Consider the following 23,902-nt stretch of genomic DNA (forward strand, 5'->3'; position numbering starts at 1 on the left):
GGAAATATCAGCTGTTAGTTCTTTCTGCCAAAACGGTATCAGCACTCTTAAGTGCCACTACAAATTTAGTTAAGCATTTAAAGCAGCATCCCGATCTTAATCTCGCTGATGTCGCTTACACTCTTAGTGTGGGTCGTCGAGCTTTCGACCATCGCCGGATGGTGGTGTGCCAAGACGTTAACGATGCAGTGAAGGTGCTTTCTACTTTAGATCCACAACGAGTGTTCACTCACTACCAGCAGCCTTCCAATTGTCCGATTGTTTTTATGTTTTCCGGTCAGGGAACGCAGTATGTGAATATGGGGAGGGAAGTTTACCAGAGTGAGCCAACCTTCGCTCTCGCAGTTGATAACTGTTGTGAACTACTTAAACCGCACTTGGGTTTTGACCTTCGCTATGTACTGTATCCTGATGAAGCAGAGAAAGAAAAAGCAGCAGAGCAACTGAAACAGACTTTTGTTGCCCAGCCAGCGCTGTTTACCATTGAATACGCCCTAGCTCAGTTGTGGATGGCTTGGGGTGTGCATCCCGAAGCGATGATTGGTCACAGTATTGGGGAATATGTGGCAGCCACTTTAGCTGGAGTTTTCTCGCTTGAAGACGCTTTAGCGCTAGTCGCAACCCGAGGACGACTGATGCAGCAACTCCCCAGTGGGGAAATGCTCTCTGTTCAACTTAGCGAACAAGAGGTACAACCCCTGCTGCAAAGAGAACTGTCTTTAGCCGCAAGCAATGGACCTGCGTACTGTGTGGTTTCTGGTTCAACCGAGGCGATAGAACGATTGGAACAAAAGCTACAAGAAAAAGCTGTAGGCTGTCGGCGACTGCATACATCTCATGCCTTTCATTCGCAAATGATGGAGCCAATTCTTGAGCCATTTTCTCATTCGTTACAAAAAGCCACACTCAATCCCCCGAAAATTCCTTTTGTGTCTAATGTGAGTGGTACTTGGATTACAACAGCAGAAGCAACAGACCCCAACTATTGGGCAAAACATCTACGGCAAACTGTGCGCTTTAGCGAGGGAATAACTGAGTTACTCAAAACACCTGAGCGCATACTGCTAGAGGTTGGTCCAGGAAGAACTTTGAGTACTTTCGCGCTTACGCATTATAATTCCAAACCAGTAGTGCTGACTTCAATCCGCCATCCACAGGAGCAACAGTCAGATGTAGCGTTTTTACATAACACTTTAGGTAGACTCTGGCTTTTCGGAGTCAAAGTAGACTGGTCTGGTTTTTATGCCAATGAACAACGCCATCATATTCCCTTGCCGACCTATCCATTTGAGCGTCAGCGTTACTGGATTGAACCACAAAAACAGGCACTTTTAGGGGGATTTCAGCCTAGACTAACAGCAACCCAGTTGTGGGAATCTCTGGTAGAAGCAGGGGAAACGCAGGCTCGTGCAACTATCGCGACACTTGACGAACAAACTTATTTACAGAACAAACAGTGGTTGGATCGTTTATGCACTACTTACATTAACCTTGCCCTGAGGAGTTTAGGTGCTTTTGGCAACCCCGATGATAAGTATTCTTTTGAAGAGTTATTTGAGCAATGCCATATTATTCCTCGCTATCAGCAATTGTTATGTCGCTTTTTGGATGTGCTAGTAGAGCAAGGTCACTTACAGCAAAAGCAGAAACTGTTTACTAAGTTTGTACCATTTTCTACTGAGGATTTAAATACTCTGCTAGAAGAAATTAAACACAGATGGGCAGACACACCCCAAATGGTAAATTTAATTAAGCAGTGTGGCGAAAATCTGCCAGATGTGCTTAAGGGGGAAAAAGAACCGTTAGAGTTGTACTTTGCTACGGCAGATCAAAAGGTAAAAACATCAGAATCTGAATTGCCCTTGAATACTTACTTAAAAGGAATTCTCCGGGCAAGTCTGGAACAAGTGGTGAAGTCCTTACCGCAAGACGTGAACTTAAGAATCTTGGAAATCGGTGGTGGACAGGGTATTGCCACGGCAGAATTATTGCCTGTGTTGCCTCCAAAACAAACAAACTACACCTTTACGGATGTGGGTGGTTTGCTCTTAAACCGAGCCAAAGAAAAGTTTGCTGCTTATCCTTTCGTCGAGTATCGTTTCCTAGACATTGAAAAATCTCTTACTGAGCAAGGTTATTCCAGCGACTTTGATGTTGTCATCGCTGTCAATGTATTGCATGTCACCCGTAATATTGAAAAAACTCTAGATCGTGTACGCTCTTTGCTGGCTCCTGGAGGATTTTTGTTGCTCTGGGAGATAACTCAACCTCAATTAGATTTTGACATTACAGACGGTCTGCTAATGAATCCGTTAGAGGATGAAGAACGCAGCCGAGGTAATCCATTTTTGTCTAAAGAGCAATGGCAAGAAAAACTGCGATCGCATGGGTTTAGTGAGGTAGCTGTTTTCTCAGAAACAGAAGCTTTCGGGGAAGAAATATTCTTAGCTAAAGCTTCGGCAACTGACTCAGCACCTACTGCATTTACAGTCGTGCTTCAAAGAGAAGATGTTCAATTATCTCCAGACAAAAGACCCGATCTTGCCGACTGGTTTTACATTCCTTCTTGGAAACGCTCGATGCCGCCGCAATCATTTATACCTGTAACTGGGAAAAATCAACCGGAATACTGGTTAATATTTGTGGATGAGTGCGGCTTGAGCGAAAAAATGGTGCAGCAGCTAGCACTTGCGGGTCAGGATGTCATAACTGTAAAAATTGGGGAGCAATTTGAGCGTGAGAGTGAGTGCAGATATACGATTCATCCTCAACAACAAGATGACTACGATACTCTGTTTAAAGAACTGCGTCAACTAAATAAGATTCCCGACAAGATAGTTCACTTATGGAGTGTCACACCCGACATTGAAGCAGAATCAGAAATTGAGTTACAGGAAAAAATTGAGGCACTAGGCTTTTACAGTTTACTATTTCTTGCCCAGGCAATTGGAGAACACAATCCAACTGATTCTCAAGTTACAGTTATCTCAAACAATATGCAGGCAGTAACGGGTACAGAGGTGCTGTGTCCGGAGAAGGCACTAGTTCTTGGACCATGTCAGGTCATACCGCTAGAGTACCCAAACATCAGCTGCCGTAGCATTGATATTGTTGTTCCCAAATCCGAAAGTAGCCAACAGCAGCAACTTATCGACCAACTATTAGCGGAACTAGTTAGCCAAACTTGCAACCAAGTTATTGCCTACCGTGGACTCCACCGCTGGGTGCAAGATTTTGAACCAGTCCGATTAGATGCAACTGTTGCAGAAAATCCTCGACTAAGAGAAAGAGGAGTTTATCTCATCACTGGTGGATTGGGGGGAGTTGGTTTGACACTAGCAGAATATTTGGCACAGAGTATACAGGCAAAATTAGTATTGTTAGGGCGATCGCCTTTCCCGGAACCAGACGAGTGGGAAACATGGCTATCTACTCATGATGAGCAAGATGACATCAGTTCTAAAATTCGCAAATTGCAAAGTATCGAAGCACTAGGTTCAGAAGTCATGGTGATCGGTGCTGATGTTGCTAACTCTGAACAAATGTCGGTGGCGATCGCAAAAGTAAATCAACGATTTGGTCAGATCAATGGAGTCATTCATGCAGCAGCGGTGTTTGGCGGAGGGATGATTCAACTAAAAACAAAAGAAGATGCAGCAAATGCGATCGCACCGAAAGTGCGGGGAACGCGAGTACTTGAAGCTCTCTTCAAACAGACCAAGTTGGATTTCTTTGTCCTGTGTTCATCACTGAGTTCATTTGCTGGGGCATCCGGGATGGTAGATTATACCGCCGAAAATGCCTTCCTTGACTTTTTCGCTCACTACAGTGCTTCCAAATATGGCACATTTATCAAATCTATTAATTGGGATAGATGGAACAGTTTAGGAATGGCAGTTCCTGTCGAAGCACGGCATAAGGAGATAACAGGAGAAGAGTTGACAGGAGGAATGACTACTTTTGAGGGCATTGAAGCGTTTAGACGCATTTTGTGCAGTAGTACAGTTCCTCAGGTCATTATATCAACCCAAGATTTTTCCAGCCTGATCAAGCCAAAGGAATCAACTAAGTCCTTGGAGGAAAAATTAGCCCAGCTGAGTCAATCCAAACCAACCCACTCCCGCCCCAATCTTGCGAATGCTTATGTTGCTCCTGGCAACGAAGTTGAGCGTAGCCTTGCTGAGATTTGGCAACAACTTTTAGGTATTGAACAGGTAGGCATTCATGACAACTTCTTTGAATTGGGAGGAGACTCTTTATTTGCCACTCAGCTCGTTTCTCAACTGTGCAAAACTTTCCAAATAGAACTTTCTTATAAGGGCTTTTTTAATGGACCGACAGTAGCTGAGTTGGCTGACATTATTGTACAAAAGCTGTCAGAGCAGACTGATTTGGAAGATTTAGCTAGAGCTTTAGCAGATATTGAACAATTATCAGAGGATGAGGCGCAGACAATACTTGCTTCGCAAAACTTAAGTAATTAACTGAGTTTGATATGACTATTCAATCACCACTTTCTTTCTCTGAAATTATTGGGTTGAGTTTTTTGACAATTGGGCTGATTGTTGTCACACCGTTAGTTATATATCTGCTTAAAAGATTGTGGGAAAAAAACAAATGCAAGTTAGTATGGACGCCTGTTGATTTTGTTGAGCATCGCAGTAACCTATCGTATGATGAATTTATCCGGGAGTATGCCTCTGTTGGGAGACCTGTCGTCATTGCTGACGCAATGAAAGACCTAAAAATCTCAACCAAATGGAACTTTGATTTTTTCAGATCAGAGTGCGGGTCAATCAAGGTCATAGTGAAAGAAAACAGTAGCGATACTCACTCATTAATGACTGTTGCTGATTACCTGGATTACATGACTTCACCTGAAAGCAACCAACGTCTCTACCTCGCCGATTGGAATATTTGTGATCATCCTCAGCTTTTTAAGGACTACAAAGCTCCTATTTATTTCCCAGATTGGTCAAAAGGACTACCCAAAAAGCTTCCACAAAAATATGACTTGCCCAACGCCAATATCTTTATAGGTCATAAAGATACATCAATAGGTTTTCACAAGGATCAATACAATGCATCCGCATGGGTGGGAATAATTTGTGGGTGCAAACAAATTGTCTTATTCACACCCGACCAAGAAGAACTTTTTTACGATGGGAAAGTTGATGTCTTTAACCCAGATTTAAAAAAGTTTCCGCTGTATGCAAATGCCAAACCAGTGGAAGTCGTACTAAAACCAGGAGAAGCTATCTACATCCCACCAGGTTGGTGGCATCAAGTGAAAAACCTCGAAGACTCCATTGGAATTGGAAGTCTCTTGATAGATAAATGTAACTCAGAACTTGTTTTCCAAACTATTCGTGAGGCAAGCCCAATAAAAGGCTATCTTTTTCCATTAGTTTTGAAATTTCCGTGGTTAGGTCAAGTTCTATTTTCTATTGGTTTCATCTAAGTTTTTTCGGAAAAGACTACCAAATAAAAAGCACCAGTTATCAAGAAAATTATTTATAGCTTTTAAGGAGTACATGATGCTTCAACTAAATTCCACAAAAATTACATTCTTCCTTCGGTTGCTTAAGTTATTAAATTTTTTATACCCAAAAGGAAATGTTCACCGTTTTGAAGAGACAATTAAATTAATAGCTAGACAAACTCTCAATTTAACTGATAAATCAAGCAAATTTGTCTATTATGGTATTACTCACAAACCCTGGTATGAATCTGATGATTATAATATTTTAAAATTTGTATCAGACACTCTCAAAAAAGGATTCACTGATATAGAAGATGAGTGCATGGCTTATTTTTCACCTGGGCATAGTGTTCATAGTATTGTTCCCAAACACAAGCCAAGTGAAATATTTGGAGAATCGTTCAAGGATAAAGATGAAAGCTGGAAATATAATTTAATTTGGACACAGGGTAAATTTACAGAAGCAGCTTTGTCTCTTTTTCCAAAGACAGTAAATATTGTGACCAAGCTGAAACCTTTTATATATCCTTTAGCCGGAGAAGTGGCGTTTTTGGTCATGGAACCTGGAGTTGTCATACCACCACACGCTGACTCGGAAATAAATCTTTCTTTAAACTGTCATTTTGGAATAAAAACCCCAGAGGGTTGTGGTATAAAAGTCGGAGGTGAAACACGAAGTTGGACTAGAGGAGAGATTTTATGTTTTGACAATAGTTTTACACACGAAGCCTGGAATAAAGGTCAAGAAAAGAGAGTAGTTTTGATGTTAGATTTATATCATCCTGAACTGACAAAAATTGAACAAACTCTACTAAAATTAGCACTCACAGATTTCAATTTGCTAGGAATTGAAGGTGGATACAACCAAATACAAGATTCACAGTACTTAAATCAATTGTTGAAAATTTTTCAATAAATTAATTAATCGGACTTGATATGGCTATAGAATCTCTTTCTTTTTTCGATATTATTAAGTTGAGTTTTGTCTTAATTACATTGTTTGTTGCCATACGCCTAATCGTTTATTTACTCAAGAGGATGTGGCAAAAGAACAAATGCAAGTTGGTATGGACATCTATTGATTTTGTTGAGCGTCGCAGTAATCTCTCATATGATGAGTTTGTGCAGGAGTACGCATCTGTTGGCAAACCTGTTATCATCACTGACGTGATGCAAGACTGGAAAGCGATGAAAAAGTGGACTTTGGATTTTTTCAAGTCGCATTACGGCTCAATTGAACACGTCGTAAAAAACGACAAAAATGAAGATCGCGCTTTTATGACTATTGCTGATTACATTGACTATATGAGTGTCAAAGATAGTGACGAATGTCTATATCTAGCTAATTGGGTAGTTTCTTATTACCCTGAACTTTTAGAAGACTACAAAGAACCTGTTTACTTTTCTAATTGGTTTCAAAGGCTACCAAGAAAACTTTTACAAAAATATGAATATGATAACCCAGAAATATTTATAGGTCATAAGGGTACATCGGTCGGTCTTCACAAAGACCCTAGTAGTTGTGCCGCTTGGTTGGGACTGATTTCTGGACGGAAAAAAATTATTTTCTTTACACCAGAGCAAAAAGATTTTTTGCATGGTGGAAAAGTTGATGCTTTCAATCCTAATTTAGAAAAGTTTCCACTCTACGCCAAAGCAAAGCCAGTGGAAGTCACACTTGAACCAGGAGAAATTATTTATATCCCGCCTAACTGGTGGCATCAAGTCAAGAACCTAGAAAACAGCATCGGCATGGGAAATATTTTTGTGAACGAATGGAACTCAGAACTAGTGTTCCAATCCTTTGTTGAAGGGAGTTCTATCAAAGGTTATTTTCTACCATTAATTTTGGAGTTTCCTTGGTTGAGTAGATTTATGCTTGCTGTTGGTTTACTTTAAACTCAATACTTCTCAAACAATTAACGCTTTTACATTTATTATTTGATATTGGTTTCTACAAATGAGTGACCTTTCCCAAAAAATTGCTGCTCTTACCCCAGGAAAACGTCAGCTTCTCCTGCAAAGGCTTCATAACAAAAAAGGGGAGGTCTTGTTGCGATCGCAAATAATCCCTCAAAGTCGAGAGTCCAACTCATTCCCCCTATCCTTTGCCCAACAGCGCCTGTGGTTTCTCGACCAGTTGCAGCCTGGTCATAGCGCCTACAACATCTTCCAGTCCATGCGTCTGGTAGGATGGCTAAATGTGGCGGTGTTGGAGCAAAGCTTCAAAGAAGTCATCAGGCGTCACGAAATCTTAAGAACCACATTCACTACAGTGGATGGTCAATCGATACAAGTTATTGCTTCGACCCCTACTTTCAAGCTAGTAGTGATAGATTTGCAAGAACTTGCCAAAGACAAGAGGGAAGCTGAGGTTTTGCGACTTGCTCATGAAGAAGCTCAACACTCCTTCAACTTAGCCAACGGTCCCTTACTCCGAGTTACTCTACTGCGGCAAACCGAGACAGATCATGCGCTATTGTTGACAATGCATCATATCATCTCTGATGGCTGGTCAATAGGCGTGCTTATTCGTGAGATCGCAGCCCTTTATGAAGCCTTTTCTCTGGGAAAACCCTCACCGCTTCCTGAACTATCCATCCAGTATGCAGACTTTGCCGTTTGGCAGCGACAATGGTTACAAAAAGAGCAACTAGAAACTCAACTTGCTTACTGGAAGCAGCAACTGGGTGGTAAACTACCTGTACTGGAACTCAAGTGCGATCGCCCCCGACCAACAATCCAGACTTTCTCTGGGGCAAGAGAATCTCTGGCATTACCCAAAACCTTATCCGAAAAGCTTAAAGCTCTCAATCAACGCCAAGGCATTACGCTATTTATGATACTGCTTGCAGCGTTTGGGACTTTGCTTTCCTGGTACACAGGGCAAGAAGATATCGTCGTGGGTACTGATATCGCTAACCGCAACCAAGCCGAGACCAAGGAATTGATCGGGTTTTTTGTCAACCAACTAGTGTTGCGTACAGATTTATCAGGAAATCCTACTTTTCTAGAGTTATTAGAACGAGTCCGTGAAATGACACTAGAAGCCTATGCTCATCAGGATCTGCCCTTTGACAAACTGGTAGATGTTGTAAATCCGAAACGCGAGTTGAACCGCTCACCGTTGTTTCAGGTCAAGCTAGTTTTGGAAAATACCCAAACCCCCTCTTTCGAGCTTCCGGGTCTGACTATAAGCTCCTTGAAGGTCGAAAACAAAACAGTGCAGTTTGACTTGCTCCTGGAGTTAAACCAGACAGAGCAAGGACTATTTGGTGTATGGGAATATAATACAGACTTATTTGACACTGCCAGTGTTGTCCAGATGTCGAGAAATTTTGAAGCACTTTTAGGCAAGATTGCGACACATCCACAAGCCAAATTAAATGAGCTAAAAGCATTTCTCTGTGAAGCAGACAAGCAGCAGAATCTCACCAGAGAAGAAGCCTATCAAAGCACTATACAGAAAAAATTAAGAAACATTAAACGTAGAGCTAATAGCAAACCGCAAGCAGAAGGAAATACAAATTATGACAAAAATTGAATCTTTAGCTTCTGTAAGACGCAAAGCTGTCAACATATCCCAAGAAAACTTAATAAAAACAGAGTTTCTCCAGCCAGGAACCAACTTTCCTTTGGTGATAAAACCTAGCATAAAAGGTGTGAATCTGCAAAACTGGGCTAAGAACAATCGGGAATTGTTAAAAGCCGAATTATTAAAATATGGAGCTATACTTTTTCGAGATTTCAAAGTCAAATCAGTCGAAGAATTAGAGCAAATCATCGCAGCTATTTGTGGAGAAGCAATGGAGTATCGTTATCGGGCATCTCCACGAACTCAAGTAGGTGGTAGAATTTATACTTCAACTGACTACCCTGCTGAACAAAGTATCTTTCCTCACAACGAACACGCTTATTCTCCTACCTTCCCGTTAAAAATATTCTTCTTTTGCATGACTCCAGCGCAGTCAGGAGGAGAAACTCCAATTGGTTCTTGTCGAAAAGTGTTTGAGCGCATTCATCCTAAGATTCGCGATCGCTTCATCGAAAACAAAGTGATGTATATGCGTAATTTTGGTGATGGATTTGGTCTTCCTTGGCAAACTGTATTTCAAACAACAGACAAAACAAAGGTAGAAGAGTATTGCAAAAGTCATGGAATTGAGGTTGAATGGAAAACAGATAATCGCTTAAGAACTCGACAAGTTGGACCCGCTGTTATCAAACATCCTCAAACGGGTGAAATTGTCTGGTTCAATCATGCAACTTTTTTCCACGTTTCCACATTGGAACCAACAGTCCGCGATTCATTGTTGACAAATTTACAAGAAGAAGACTTACCAACTAACACATATTACGGAGATGGTTCCCCAATAGAACCATCAGTGTTAGCTCATTTGAGAGAAGCTTATCAACAGGAAATGGTTATCTTTTCCTGGCAAAAAGGAGATGTATTGATGCTGGACAATATGTTATCAATACATGCTCGCAAGCCATTTGTCCCTCCCAGAAAAATTTTAGTAGGAATGGCTGAACCGTATACTCCCCAATGCATTTAATTGACACAGAGGTATAAACATGCAAGTAGAAAGTATGGAGGGGTTTCAACTTTCACCTCAGCAAGAGCATCTATGGTTACTGCAACAAATTGATAAAACTGAAGCTTATCGTAGCAATTGCGCGATTTTAATTGAAGGTAATCTCGATATAAATAATTTAGAATTGGCATTACAAAATATTGGCGATCGCCATGAGATACTCCGTACCTGTTTTCCTTGTCTGCCTGGGATGACTCTTCCAGTACAGGTAATTACAAACCGCAAGTTAAAATTAGACACACACAATCTTAGTAGTTTGAATCCTCAACAACAAGAAGCTAAGATTGAGGGAATATTTCAGCAATTTAACCAGCTGCCTTTTGACTATGAGCAAAATTCAATTTTACAGACATCCCTTATAACTTTATCGCCAGAGAAACATCTGTTGTTTCTCAGTTTGCCTGCTATGAGCGGAGATAATGCAAGTCTGAATAATCTAGTACAAGAAATTGCTATTTTCTATTTGAATCAATCGCCAAATGAACTATCTGAACCACTACAATACGCAGATTTTTCGGAATGGCAAAATCAAATACTTGAGGCAGAGGAAACGGCACTAGGAAGAAACTATTGGCGCAAGCAAGACTTTTCTGCTATTAAAAATTTCCAGCTTCCTTATGAAAAGTATCTTTCAGAAAAACAGAAATTTGAACCAAAATTAGTAAGCTCAATAATTGCACCTGAACTAATAGTAAAAATCGAAGTATTAGCCCAGAAGTATAATACATCTGCTTCTATATTTTATTTAACTTGCTGGTTGATTCTGCTTTCGCGGCTTATTGGACAATCCGAAATGATAGTTGGCAAAGCTGTTGATGGCAGGAAATATGATGAATTAAAAAAAGCATTAGGGCTGTTTGCTAAATACTTACCATTACATTGTAATTTAGAAGATAATTTACGGTTTAGTCAAATTCTACAGGAAATTCATAAATCTGTAGAATCTATCTACAAATGGCAGGAGGGTTTTACTTGGGAACAAATATCATCGGATACAAAATCAGAGAACTTGTCTTTTTTACCTTTTGGCTTTGATTTTGAGTCAGAAGAACCAAAGTATTTTGCAGATAATATAGCATTTTCAATTTACAAGCGTTACAGCTGCATTGAGCGTTTCAAAATAAAGCTCTCTTGTCGGCAAAGGGATGATTTCCTAAGTACAGAATTTCATTATGATTCCAACCTGTTTTATACAAAGGATATTGAAGGTTTAGCAGAGCAATTTCACAAGTTAGTAGAAAGTGCCGCAAATCATCCAGAAGCTGCGATTAGTGAATTAGAAATTTTAAGCGATCGCCACCTCCGTCAACTTCTCATCGAGTTCAATCAAACACAGGCTAATTTCCCACAAGACAAGTGTATTCACCGCTTATTTGAAGAACAAGCAGAGCGTACACCAAACAATATTGCCGTTACATTTTCTGACGAAAAACTCACCTACCGTGAGCTAAATGCTCGTGCCAACAAAATAGCTCACTACCTGCAACGGCAAGGAGTTAAACCAGACGTACTGGTGGGAATTTGTGTTGAGCGAACGCTGGAAATGATTGTTGGTATCCTGGGCATTCTCAAAGCTGGGGGAGCTTATGTACCACTTGACCCAGCTTATCCTAAAGAGCGTTTAGCCTTCATATTAGAAGATACCCAAACACCAGTATTATTAACTCAGCAGCAACTAAAGGAAAGTTTACCTGCTCACAACGCTCAAACGATTTGCTTGGACACAGCTTGGGAAATTATTGCTCAAGAGAGTGACGAAAATCCCGCTTTGAAAACGTGTGCTGAAAACTTGGCTTATGTCATCTACACTTCCGGTTCTACAGGCAAACCTAAGGGAGTGCAGATTGCACATCGAAATTTAGTTCATTCAACAACTGCTCGTATTACTTACTACCAAGAAGCAGTTATCAGCTTCTTATTGCTTTCTTCATTTGCCTTTGATAGTTCTGTTGCGGGTATTTTTTGGACACTTTGCTCTGGAGGAATTCTTTGTCTTCCCCAGTCAGGTTTACAACTGGAGATACCAAAACTGTTAGAGTTAATCGCTCAAAATCACGTCTCCCATCTATTAAGTCTTCCCTCTCTGTATGCTCTTTTATTGGAATCAAAACCCGAACAGTTAACATCACTTCGTACCGTGATTGTTGCAGGTGAACCTTGTCCAACAGAGTTGGTGCAACATCACCACCAGTTGCTGTCAGAAACATCTCTGTTTAATGAGTATGGACCAACAGAAGGAACAGTATGGAGTAGTGTATATCATTGCGGCTCTCAACAAACTAGAAAGCAAATCTCTATTGGTTCTCCCATTACTAATACGCAAATATATATACTTGACTCTCATTTGCGTCCTGTTCCCATCGGCGTTACCGGCGAAGTCTATATCAGTGGTGATGGTTTAGCTAGAGGCTATCTCAATCAGCCTGCTCTAACTAGCGAAAAGTTTATTCCCAATTGCTTTGGCGATCGCCCAGGAATGCGGCTGTACAAAACGGGAGATTTAGCTTGTTATCTGAGCGATGGGAACATTGAATTTCTTGGAAGGCTTGACCAACAGGTTAAAATCCGGGGTTATCGCATTGAACTGGGAGAGATTGAGGCAGTAGTGAGTCAACATCCACAGGTGCGGGAGGTTGTAGTTATAGCCCAGAAGGATGAACTTAAAGATATGCGCCTCGTGGCATATCTAGTTGCCAACCAGCAGCCAGCTTTTCTCCAAAGCGAACTTCGCCGCTATTTGTTAGATAAGCTGCCTGAATATATGATACCTTCAGCCTTTGTTCTGTTGAAGGAAATGCCACTGTTGCCCAACGGCAAAATAGATCGTCGGGTGCTACCTGACGAGCCACAGCTTAATCTGGAAGAAAACTTTGTCGCTCCCCAGACCGAACTCGAACAAACTATTGCAACAATTTGGCAAGAAGTGCTTCATGTCGAGAAAGTAGGCATTCATCACAATTTCTTCGATCTCGGCGGTCATTCATTACTGATGGTTCAGGTACATAGCAAACTGTATCAAATTCTTAACAGAGATATACCAATTGTGGAAATGTTTCAATATCCAACTATTAGCGCGTTGGCGAAACATTTCAGTCAACAATTAGAAGAAAAGCCATCTTTTCAACCAACTCATGACTTAGTTGAGACTCGTAGAGAATCAAAGAAGCAACAAAGACAACTCAGACAAAAACATCGGGAAACAAATCAGTAGCAGGAGGCTTTCTATGAATAACTCAGATGCATTTGATAGCCTTGATGAAATAGCGATCGTTGGCATGACTGGTCGTTTTCCTGGAGCCAAAAATATAGAACAGTTTTGGCAGAATCTGCGAGATGGGGTAGAGTCAATTTCTTTTTTCAGTGATGAAGAACTATTGTCTTCTGGGATTGATCCAGCTAAGTTGAGTCAACCTCAGTATGTAAAAGCAGGAGCTGTATTAGAAGATATTGAGTTGTTTGACGCTTCATTCTTTGACTTTTCTCCGAAAGAAGCTCAAATTACTGACCCGCAACACCGTTTATTCCTGGAGTGTGCTTGGGAAGCTCTTGAAGGAGCGGGCTACGACTCCCAAACATATGCAGGTCGGATTGGTGTTTACGCTGGTATCAGTCTAAATACATACTTTTTATCAAAAATTTATACAAACCCCGAACTTATAGAATCAGTGGGCAGTTACCGAACTTCGATTGGAAATAGTCAAGATTTTCTGCCTACCTATGTTTCATATAAATTGAATTTAAAAGGACCAAGCATTAATGTCCAAACTGCCTGTTCCACTTCATTAGTTGCCGTTCATTTAGCTTGCCAAAGCTTGCTTAACGGCGAAAGTGACATCGCTCTAGCCGGTGGAGTTTCGATCCAAGTGCCACACAAAGCGGGCTATCGCTATCAGGAAGGGGGAATTATGTCTCCCGACGGACATTGCCGTGCTTTTGATGCCAAAGCACAAGGAACTATTAGCGGCAACGGTGTGGGTATTGTCGTTCTAAAGCGGTTAGAAGATGCTCTAGCAGATAGAGATTATATTCATGCTATAATTAAGGGTTCAGCTATTAATAACGACGGATCGTTAAAAGTTGGCTATACGGCTCCCAGTGTAGATGGACAAGCGAAAGTAATATCTGAAGCGCTTGCTATGGCGAGAATTTCTCCTGAGATGGTCAGCTATGTAGAGACTCACGGCACGGGAACAGTTTTAGGAGATCCGATTGAAATTGCAGCACTGACACAAGCTTTTCGCACCACAGATAAAAAGAACTTTTGTGCGATCGCTTCGCTAAAAACCAATATCGGACATTTAGATGCTGCGGCTGGTGTTTCAGGTCTAATCAAGACCGTTCTCGCACTCAAACACAAACAGATACCATCCAGCTTGCACTTTAAGCAGCCTAATCCCCGGATTGACTTTGCCAACAGTCCCTTCTACGTCAATTCCACGCTTTCGGAATGGAAAACGAATGGAACCCCCCGCTATGCAGGAGTTAGTTCTTTTGGTATCGGTGGAACCAATGCCCATGTCATTCTTGAAGAAGCCCCAGTTGCCGAACCCTCTTTTTCTTCTTGTCCTTGGCAGTTATTAGTACTTTCTGCCAAAACAGCATCAGCACTAGAGACTGCTACTGCAAATTTAGTTCAGCATCTCAAGCAGCATCCCGATCTTAACCTCGCTGATGTCGCTTACACCCAGCGTGTGGGTCGTCGAACTTTTGAGCATCGCCGGATAGTAGTTTGCCAAAATCTTGACGATGCGGTAAAAGTCCTAGAACCCCCAGATCCGCAACGGGTTTTCACCAAATTCACTGAACCCTCTGGGCGAGAAGTTGCATTTATGTTTCCCGGTCAGGGTGCCCAGTATGTGGACATGGGTAAACAGTTGTACGAAACTGAGCCAATTTTCCGAGAACAAGTTGATTACTGCTCATCCCTTCTCAAATCATACCTCGGATTGGACTTGCGTACCTTACTATATCCGCAAGAAGAACAAAAACAGGTAGCAGCACAACAGCTACAACAGACTCATATTACTCAGCCAGCGCTGTTTGTAGTTGAGTACGCTCTAGCTCAGTTGTGGATGGCTTGGGGCATACGTCCTTCTGCAATGATTGGTCACAGCATTGGGGAATATGTCGCAGCCTGCATTGCTGGTGTGTTCTCCTTAGAAGAGGCATTGGTGCTGGTAGCTACTCGCGGGCGACTGATGCAGGAACTTTCTTCAGGGACAATGCTAGCAATACCACTATTGGAGAAAGAAATCCAACCCCTGCTATGCGAGAAACTCTCTCTAGCTGCAATCAACGGACCAAATCTCTGCGTGGTTTCTGGAGTGGAAGAAGCAGTTGATGACTTACAAAACCGATTGACCGAGCAAGGTGTGGAGTGTCGCCGTCTGCATACTTCCCATGCTTTTCATTCCCAAATGATGGACTCAATTCTAGAGCCATTTCAAGAACAGGTGAGCAAAATTAGCCTCAATGCTCCAAAAATTCCTTTTGTATCTAACGTCACTGGTACTTGGATAACCGCAGCACAAGCAATAGACCCGAGATACTGGGCAAGGCATTTACGGCAAACGGTACGCTTTAGCGAGGGGGTTGCCGAATTGCTGCAACAGCCAGAACGAATTCTTTTAGAAGTCGGTCCGGGGCGGACATTAAGTACCTTAGTTAACAAGCAATCATGCGCCCGCATGGTAGTTCTTTCTTCACTAAGACATCCACAGAACCAACAATCAGATGTGGCGTTTTTACTAAATACATTGGGCAGACTTTGGCTAGAGGGAATAAATGTGGATTGGTCAGAATTTTCTGCTCACGAGCAACGTCATCGTATTCCCTTGCCAACATATCCTTTCGAGCGAAAAAGATACTGGATTGAGCCTATCTTAGCTAATGATGACAATCCATCGGCTAAAAAGGAAACTTCTGTGTCTCAACCAAAAGATGTCATAACCAACTCAAAGCCACCATTATCAATTAAAGCTCCAGATACGCAAGTAGTCAGAGAAGAGGCAGAGGGGCAGGGAGCAGGGAGCAGAGGGGAAACCCCACAAATAAATTTGGAGGCTTGGATGGCGGATGAGGGGAAAGGGAGAACTTCCACGAATAAATTCGGGGGCACCAGACCTGATTGCATGGACGCGGCGACTTTCCCAAATACCGATTTTCTTCCTTCCCCCTGCCCCCTGCCCCCTGCACCCCTGCATGGTTTGGTCAACCAAAAAGACAACAAACCTGTAGCAAATACAGCCATTGAACAGATAATTTCACAGCATCTTCAGGTGATGTCTAAACTGGTAGACTTATTATCACAGGGAAGTTTACCCGAAGCTATCCAATCTTCTCCTCTCAATCAAGATGGGCAAATTGCTCAAACCTCAACCAATGCCTCTGCGTTTGGTGTAAATCAGTCTACAGACTTTTCCTCTACATCTACTAGGGCAGAGTTTGAGCAACAGCCCAAAGACCAGAGAATTGCTTTTACACCCAAAGCTGCTTCTCAACAGACTGAGAAAGAATCGATGATGTTGAGTCCCCGCCAGCAGAAACATCTTGATGCATTAATCGCACGTTTTGTCAAGCGTACTCAAGAATCCAAACGACTGACGCAAGCTTATCGTTCTTACCATGCCAATAGCAGGGCGGTATCAGGGTTCTTTCCCTTTATTAAGGAGATGGTATATCCAATCCACGGACAGCGTGGAGAGGGTGCTAGACTCTGGGATGTCGATGGCAATGAATACGTAGACATTTCAATGGGGTTTGGTACGCTTTTATTTGGTCATTCGCCATCTTTTGCGATCGCAGCTCTCCAAGAGCAGAGCAAGCAAGGCATACTAAATGGTCCACAATCGCGTCTTTCCGGTCAGCTAGCTGAGTTAATTTGCGAGTTGACGGGTGCCCAACGGACAGCTTTTTGTAACGATGGCACAGAAGCGGTTATGGCAGCCATACGCATAGCACGTTCTGTTACAGGACGCGAAAAAATTGCTTTATTTGCTGGTTCTTATCACGGCGGTTCTGACGGAGTTTTGGTCAAAGGAGTAACAACCAACGACGGAACCCTGCGTTCTGTCCCGATGACTTCAGGTATTCCATCATACTTGGCAGAGGATGCGATCGTGCTGGAGTATGGTACTCCCGAATCTCTGAATATTCTTAAAGACCATGCTCATAACTTAGCAGCAATTTTAGTTGAGCCGATACAAAGCAGTCGCCCAGATTTGCAGCCCAAAGAATTTCTGTTTCAGCTAAGACAATTAACTCAAGAAACTGGAACTGTTTTAATTTTCGATGAGGTAGTTACTGGCTTTCGGATGCACCCAGGCGGTATCCAGGCTTTATGGGGTATTCAAGCAGATATCACGACCTACGGTAAAGCTGTTGCTGCTGGCATCCCGATTGGGGTGATAGCTGGCAAAGCTGCTTTCATGGATGCATTGGACGGAGGTATGTGGAACTATGGAGATGAATCTTATCCCCAAGTGAAAACAACTTTTTTTGCTGGTACTTTTTTCAAGCATCCTCTCGTCATGGCTGTCGCCTGGGCTGCACTAAATCACATCAAGAACAGCGGACCCAAACTTCAGGAAAAGTTAAATCAACGGACAACGCAATTAGCCGAAACTCTCAATAGTTACTTTGAACAAAAGCAAGTACCGATTCGAGTCGTTCATTTTGGCTCTCTCTTCCGTTTTAATTGCCAGACTAAACTTAGTAATTTGCTTTTCTATCACTTGCTTGAAAAAGGGATTTATGTCTGGGAAGGACGCACCCTTTATCTATCGACAGCTCATACTGATGAAGATATTGAGCAGGTGATTTGGGCGGTCAAGGAAAGCGTAGTTGAAATGCAAGAAGGGGGATTTTTCCCATCTGAACACATTTCAACAAATAGTGGAGAACTGATAACCCATCAAACTGGTGGATTATCAAATTTAAACTTAGCTACATCTCTCCCGGTTACTTCAAACGCAAAGTCCGCTGATGAGTTGTTTGAAACCTTGATTGAGCAAATGCCTGACGTTTTAGGGAATACTTATGCCGCTTCCCGTAAAAAGGTTGAGAAAACTATTGCTGACATTTGGCAAGAACTCTTTGGTTTTGACGTGAACATTCACGACAACTTCTTTGAGTTGGGCGGTGATTCTCTAACAGCTCTTCAGGCTATTTCTTTGTTAAACAAAAAATTAGACGTTGCAATCCCTATAGAAAGCATTTACGAAGCACCAACCATAAACTCGCTTGCGAACATTATATGCCCTGAACAAAATGAAATAATTTCTGCTGAACAAAGTATTTCTCGTGGTCAAAGACGAAGAGAGAAAAGAAGTCAACGATAGTCAGATAAAAAATAGTTAATTTTAACAACAATCAAATAATAAAAATATAAATTTTTATGAATAAAATAGAAAAAATTAATGACGTAGATGAAGCAGATGTAGCTGTTATCGGTCTATCTGGGCGATTTCCTAAAGCACAGAATATTGAAGAATTTTGGCAAAATCTACGAGACGGAGTAGAATCAATTTCATTTTTTTCTGCTCAAGAATTAGAGTCTGCGGGGATAGACTCTGCTACGCTAAGTGACCCCAACTATGTAAAAGCAGCAGTTCCACTAGAACATATAGATTTGTTTGATGCGTCATTCTTCGGCTATAACCCTAGGGACGCTGAAATTATGGACCCCCAACACCGCATTTTTTTGGAGTGTGCGTGTGTTGCACTTGAAAATGCTGGCTATGACCCCCAAACTTACTCTGGTTCAATAGGGGTTTACGCTGGTTCAACTATGAGTAATTATTTGTTCAATATTTATTCAAACTCCAATATTAGAGAATCAGTCAGCGATGTGGAAATTAGCCTGGGAAATCATCCCGATTATCTTCCCATGCGCGTCTCTTTCAAATTAAATTTAACTGGACCAAGTTATGCAATTCAAACTTCCTGCTCCACTTCTTTAGTTGCCGTCCACGTTGCCTGCCAAAGCTTGCTCAATTACGAATGTGATATAGCTTTGGCGGGTGGCATTTCGATATTAGATATGCAACCAAAAAGTGGTTATCTCTATCAAGAAGATGGGGTTTTGTCTCCTGACGGACACTGCCGCGCTTTTGATGTTAAGGCAAAGGGAACTATTTTTGGTAGCGGTGTAGGAATTGTGGTTCTCAAGAGGTTAAAGGATGCTCTTGCTGAAGGCGATCGCATTCATGCAATAATTAAAGGTTCTGCCGTCAACAATGACGGTTCTTTGAAAGCTGGATTCACAGCGCCCAGTGTAGAACGTCAAGCGGATGTCATTGCAGAAGCCATAGCTGCTGCTGGGGTAGAAGCCGAGACTATCACTTACGTAGAAGCACACGGGACAGGAACACCCCTAGGCGATCCTATAGAAATTAAAGCTCTGACAAAAGCTTTTCGTACCAGTACACTCAAGCGCGGTTTCTGTGCTATCGGTTCAGTGAAAACCAACATTGGACATCTGGATGCGGCTGCTGGTATTGCGGGCTTAATTAAAACAATTCTGGCTCTCAAACACAAACAAATACCAGCTAGCTTACATTGTGAGCAACCCAATCCGCAGATCGACTTTGCTAACAGTCCCTTCTATGTTAATAGCGCACTATCAGAATGGAAATCGGACGGAATTCCTCGTCGAGCTGGGGTCACTTCTCTTGGTTTTGGTGGAACCAACGCCCATGTGATTGTTGAAGAAGCCCCTGTGGAGGAGCTATTTCTGGAGCAGGGGAGGAAATATCAGCTGTTAGTTCTTTCTGCCAAAACGGAATCAGCACTCTTAACAGCTACGGTGAATCTGGCAAATCATCTTCAGCAGCATCCAGAGCTAAACCTGGCTGATGTGGCTTACACTCTCCAAGTTGGTCGTCAGACTTTCAACCATCGCCGGATACTGGTGTGTGAGACAATTGATGATGCAGTTGAGGCATTGCATTCTCTCGATCCTCAAGGAGTTTTCACCCACTACCAGCAGCCCTGCGATCGCCCTGTCGTATTTATGTTTCCTGGACAGGGAGCGCAGTACGTGAATATGGCTCGGCAATTGTACCACGAACCCAAATTTACTGAGGAAGTCGATCGCTGCTGCCTGATACTAAAACCTCACTTAGGGCTAGATTTACGAGATATTCTCTATCCCAGCGAAGCACAAACCCAAACAGCTACACAGCAATTAAAACAAACTTCTATTACCCAGCCTGCGCTATTTGTCATTGAGTACGCCTTATCCAAATTGTGGATGGCTTGGGGCTTGCGTCCAGAAGCGATGATTGGTCACAGCATTGGGGAATATGTGGCTGCAACTCTTTCTGGAGTTTTCTCTCTCAAAGATGCTTTAGCGCTAGTAGCTGCCAGAGGACGACTGATGCAGCAACTTCCAAAAGGTGCTATGCTCTCCGTTCAACTTTCATCTCAACAAGTGCAACCCCTGCTTGGAAAAGAGCTTTCTCTTGCAGGAATCAATAGTCCTTCCTTATGTGTTGTTTCTGGTTCGACAGAGGTGATCGATAAATTACATCATCAACTACTGGAGAAAGATGTAGGCTGTCGAAAGCTGCATACGTCCCATGCCTTTCATTCCCAAATGATGGATTCCGTCATCGAACCTTATACACAATATATACAAAAAGTCAAGCTTAATCCCCCGAAAATTCCATTTATCTCCAACGTCACTGGTACTTGGATTACCACAGCACAAGCAACAGACCCTCACTATTGGGCAAGGCATCTACGGCAAACTGTACGCTTTAGTGAAGGGATGACTGAATTGCTTAAAGAACCAGAGCGAATCTTGCTAGAGGTTGGTCCCGGACGGACATTAAGTACCTTCGCCAAACAACATTATAATTTGGAACCAGTGGTGCTGACTTCAATACGGCATCCCCAGGAGCAACAGTCAGATGTAGCATTTTTACTTAAAACTTTAGGTAGACTCTGGCTTTTTGGAGTTCAGGTGAATTGGTCTGGTTTTTACGCCAACGAACGGCGTCATCGCATCCCCTTACCAACATATCCATTTGAACGTCAGCGTTACTGGATTTCGCGACAAGCACAGCCACGCGATGTCCCCGCTACGCAAGTATCACTGAGTAAAAAGTCAGATATTGCCGACTGGTTTTACCTACCTTTTTGGAAGCAATCCGTACCTCCAAGGCTGCTCGGTAAAGGAGATTTGGCAGAGCAAAAGTCCTGCACGCTTGTGTTTATTGATGAGTGCGGCTTGGGTTCTCAACTGGTGAAAAAACTGGAACAGCAAGGTCAGGATGCGATCGCAATCCAGATCGGATCAAAATTCTCCAAACTAAGCGATCGCCTATATACCCTTAATCCAAGACAAAGTAATGATTACGATGCGTTGCTCAATGAACTTGTAGCACAAAACAAAATCCCCAAGACAATTGTTCATTTATGGAGTGTCACACCAGACGACTGTGCAGAATCAGAAATTGAATGCTTTGACAGCGCTCAATATTTGGGATTCTACAGCCTGCTGTTTCTCACCCAGGCACTTGGAAAACAGAATTGGACTGATGAATTTCAAATCACGGTTGTCTCCAACAACATACAGTCAGTGACAGCAGAAGAAATGTTGTGCCCAGAGAAAGCGACTGTACTCGGACTTGTTAAAGTCATTCCTCAAGAATACTCAAACATCAGCTGTCGTAGTATTGATATTGCTCTTCCACGGCAAGGAAGTTGGCAAGAGGAGAAACTTGTAGATTATTTGCTAGACGAGCTACAAACTAAATCTTCTGAGTTGGTTATTGCCTACCGTGGTTTGAATCGTTGGGTGCAAACTTTTGAGCCAGTGCGATTGTCAGAAGCTAACGGAAAAACATCAAGATTACGCAACGGCGGAGTTTACCTAATTACTGAGGGTCTGGGAAATATTGGACTGATACTGGCGGAGTATTTAGCTCAGATGCAGGCAAAGCTGGTCTTGATTGGACACAATAGTTTTCCTGAAAAAGATGAGTGGTCAGGGTGGCTGGCAACTCATAATGACCAGAATGAAGTGAGCCGCAAAATTAGGAAAGTCCAAGCGTTAGAGGAGTTAGGAGCCGAGGTTTTAGTTTTGAGCGCGGATGTGACCAACTTTGAACAGATGCAAAGTGCGATCGCATTTGTCACAAATCACTTTGGCAACATACATGGTATTATTTACGCAGCAGAGATTGTCGGCGACAACTCACAAAAATCTATTCAAGAAATTTATCAAACTGATTACCAGTGTCAATTTAAATCAAGAGCTAATGGACTATTCGTACTAGAAAAAGTTTTACAAGGGAGAGAGCTTGATTTTTATCTGTTGATATCTTCTTTATCATCGATTTTGGGAGGGTTAGGGTACGCCGCTTATTCAGCAGCGAACATCTTTATGGATAGTTTTGCTCACAAGCAAAATCAAACAAATCCCGTCCCCTGGATTAGTGTTAATTGCGATCGCTGGCAACTTGGAGAAGAACAAAATACAGCTAATAGAACAACATTGGCTGAATTATTCATCACACCAGAAGAAGGTATAAAAGCTTTTCAACGTATCTTAACAAGTGATAAAATAACTCAAGTTGTTGTCTCCACAGGAGATTTACAAGCTAGATTCGACCAATGGCTTAAGCTAGAATCTTTATTAGGTGATATTGAGCAGACCTCTTTTGCTGGGGACACAAAAGAGGAATTAGCATCAACAAGTCTTGCCAGAATATTCCATCCCCGCCCCAATCTGGGAAATGATTGCGTTGCTCCCCGCACTCATGTTGAACAAACCCTTGCTGACATTTGGCGAGAAATTCTTTGTATTGAGCAGATAGGCATTCACGACGACTTTTTTGAGCTTGGAGGTCACTCACTTTTGGCTGTACACCTCATGGCAAAAATTAAGAAACAGTTGGGGCAAAATATTCAACTATCTGCCCTTTTCCAGGGAGCGACTATCAAACATCTAGCGAATATTCTGCACGAGCAAGCTAATAACCAGACCTTGTCTCCTTTAGTCGCAATTCAACCTCAGGGTTCCAAGCCACCTCTGTTTTTCGTCCATCCAGTAGGTGGGAATATTCTCTGCTACTACGAATTGTCACTTCATTTAAGTTCAGATCAACCACTCTACGGGCTGCAAGCACTAGGTTTGAATGGGGAATGTGAGCCTTACACCCGAATAGAAGATATGGCGACCCAGTATATTGAAGCACTACGCGAGATTCAGCCGAATGGTCCATATTTTCTCGGAGGTTGGTCTATGGGTGGCGTTGTAGCTTTTGAAATGGCAACTCAGTTACAAAGATATGGCGATCGAGTTGCCATGCTTGCCATGCTAGACAGCCCAGCACCAGTTCTCAACAATCAAACCGCAGAGATTGATGACTACGACGATGTGAAAATATTAGTCGATTTTGCTATGGATATGGCACGGTCTGCTGGGAAAAACCTATCGGGTTCGGTTGACCAACTTCAGGGACTTACGCGGGACGAGCAGTTGAACTATTTTTTAAAGCAAGCAAGGATAGCTAACCTCTTACCTCCGGATTTTGAACTTCAACAGCTTCGTTGTCTTCTGAATGTTTTTAAGAGTAACGTAGTAGCTCTACAGAGTTATGTACCACAAGTTTATCCAAACCAAATTGTATACTTTCAAGCTAGCGATGAAGTATCTAATGATTTTCATAATCCCACTTTAATTTGGGGTGGACTTTCATGTGAACCAATAGAGATTATTACTATCCCTGCCAATCATTACACAATCATTACCAAGCCTCATATACAAGTTGTGGTTGAGCAGTTGAATCTTTTTCTAAATCAAACCTAAAGA

9 protein-coding genes are annotated in these 23,902 nt (G+C 42.2%); all 9 read left to right on the plus strand.

Features of this window, described 5'->3' with window-relative positions; genetic code table 11:
• On the plus strand, positions 1-4,484 hold a 4,484-nt coding region (locus tag PI95_RS24875; RefSeq protein ID WP_163519171.1), incomplete at its 5' end, for an SDR family oxidoreductase.
• Positions 4,485-4,495: 11 nt separating this feature from the next.
• Positions 4,496-5,461 (plus strand): cupin-like domain-containing protein, encoded by a 966-nt coding sequence (locus PI95_RS24880; RefSeq protein ID WP_039737046.1) that lies wholly within the window; start codon positions 4,496-4,498, stop codon positions 5,459-5,461.
• Between the two features lie 73 nt (positions 5,462-5,534).
• On the plus strand, positions 5,535-6,398 hold the full coding sequence (locus tag PI95_RS24885) for an aspartyl/asparaginyl beta-hydroxylase domain-containing protein (RefSeq protein ID WP_052324603.1): 864 nt from the start codon (positions 5,535-5,537) through the stop codon (positions 6,396-6,398).
• Between the two features lie 20 nt (positions 6,399-6,418).
• Positions 6,419-7,381 carry a cupin-like domain-containing protein gene (locus PI95_RS24890; RefSeq protein WP_039737045.1) on the plus strand — a complete coding sequence of 321 codons (963 nt, stop codon included), beginning with the start codon at positions 6,419-6,421 and terminating at the stop codon, positions 7,379-7,381.
• A gap of 61 nt (positions 7,382-7,442) precedes the next feature.
• Positions 7,443-9,026 (plus strand): condensation domain-containing protein, encoded by a 1,584-nt coding sequence (locus tag PI95_RS24895; RefSeq protein WP_039737044.1) that lies wholly within the window; start codon positions 7,443-7,445, stop codon positions 9,024-9,026.
• A complete protein-coding gene (locus PI95_RS24900) occupies positions 9,013-10,041 on the plus strand; it encodes a TauD/TfdA family dioxygenase (protein ID WP_039737043.1) in 1,029 nt (342 codons plus the stop codon). The genes PI95_RS24895 and PI95_RS24900 overlap by 14 nt, the downstream gene beginning before the upstream one ends.
• Positions 10,042-10,060: 19 nt before the next feature.
• The gene (locus PI95_RS24905; protein ID WP_039737042.1) at positions 10,061-13,291 is read left to right on the plus strand and encodes a non-ribosomal peptide synthetase; all 3,231 of its coding nucleotides are present in this window, start codon (positions 10,061-10,063) and stop codon (positions 13,289-13,291) included.
• Positions 13,292-13,304: 13 nt separating this feature from the next.
• The gene (locus PI95_RS36195) at positions 13,305-18,419 is read left to right on the plus strand and encodes a type I polyketide synthase (RefSeq protein WP_236117183.1); all 5,115 of its coding nucleotides are present in this window, start codon (positions 13,305-13,307) and stop codon (positions 18,417-18,419) included.
• A 56-nt stretch (positions 18,420-18,475) separates the two neighbouring features.
• On the plus strand, positions 18,476-23,899 hold the full coding sequence (locus PI95_RS24920) for a type I polyketide synthase (protein ID WP_039737038.1): 5,424 nt from the start codon (positions 18,476-18,478) through the stop codon (positions 23,897-23,899).
• Positions 23,900-23,902 lie beyond the last annotated feature (3 nt).

Source organism: Hassallia byssoidea VB512170, assembly GCF_000817785.2.
In the GTDB taxonomy this organism is placed as follows: Bacteria; Cyanobacteriota; Cyanobacteriia; order Cyanobacteriales; family Nostocaceae; genus Hassallia; species Hassallia carrinoi.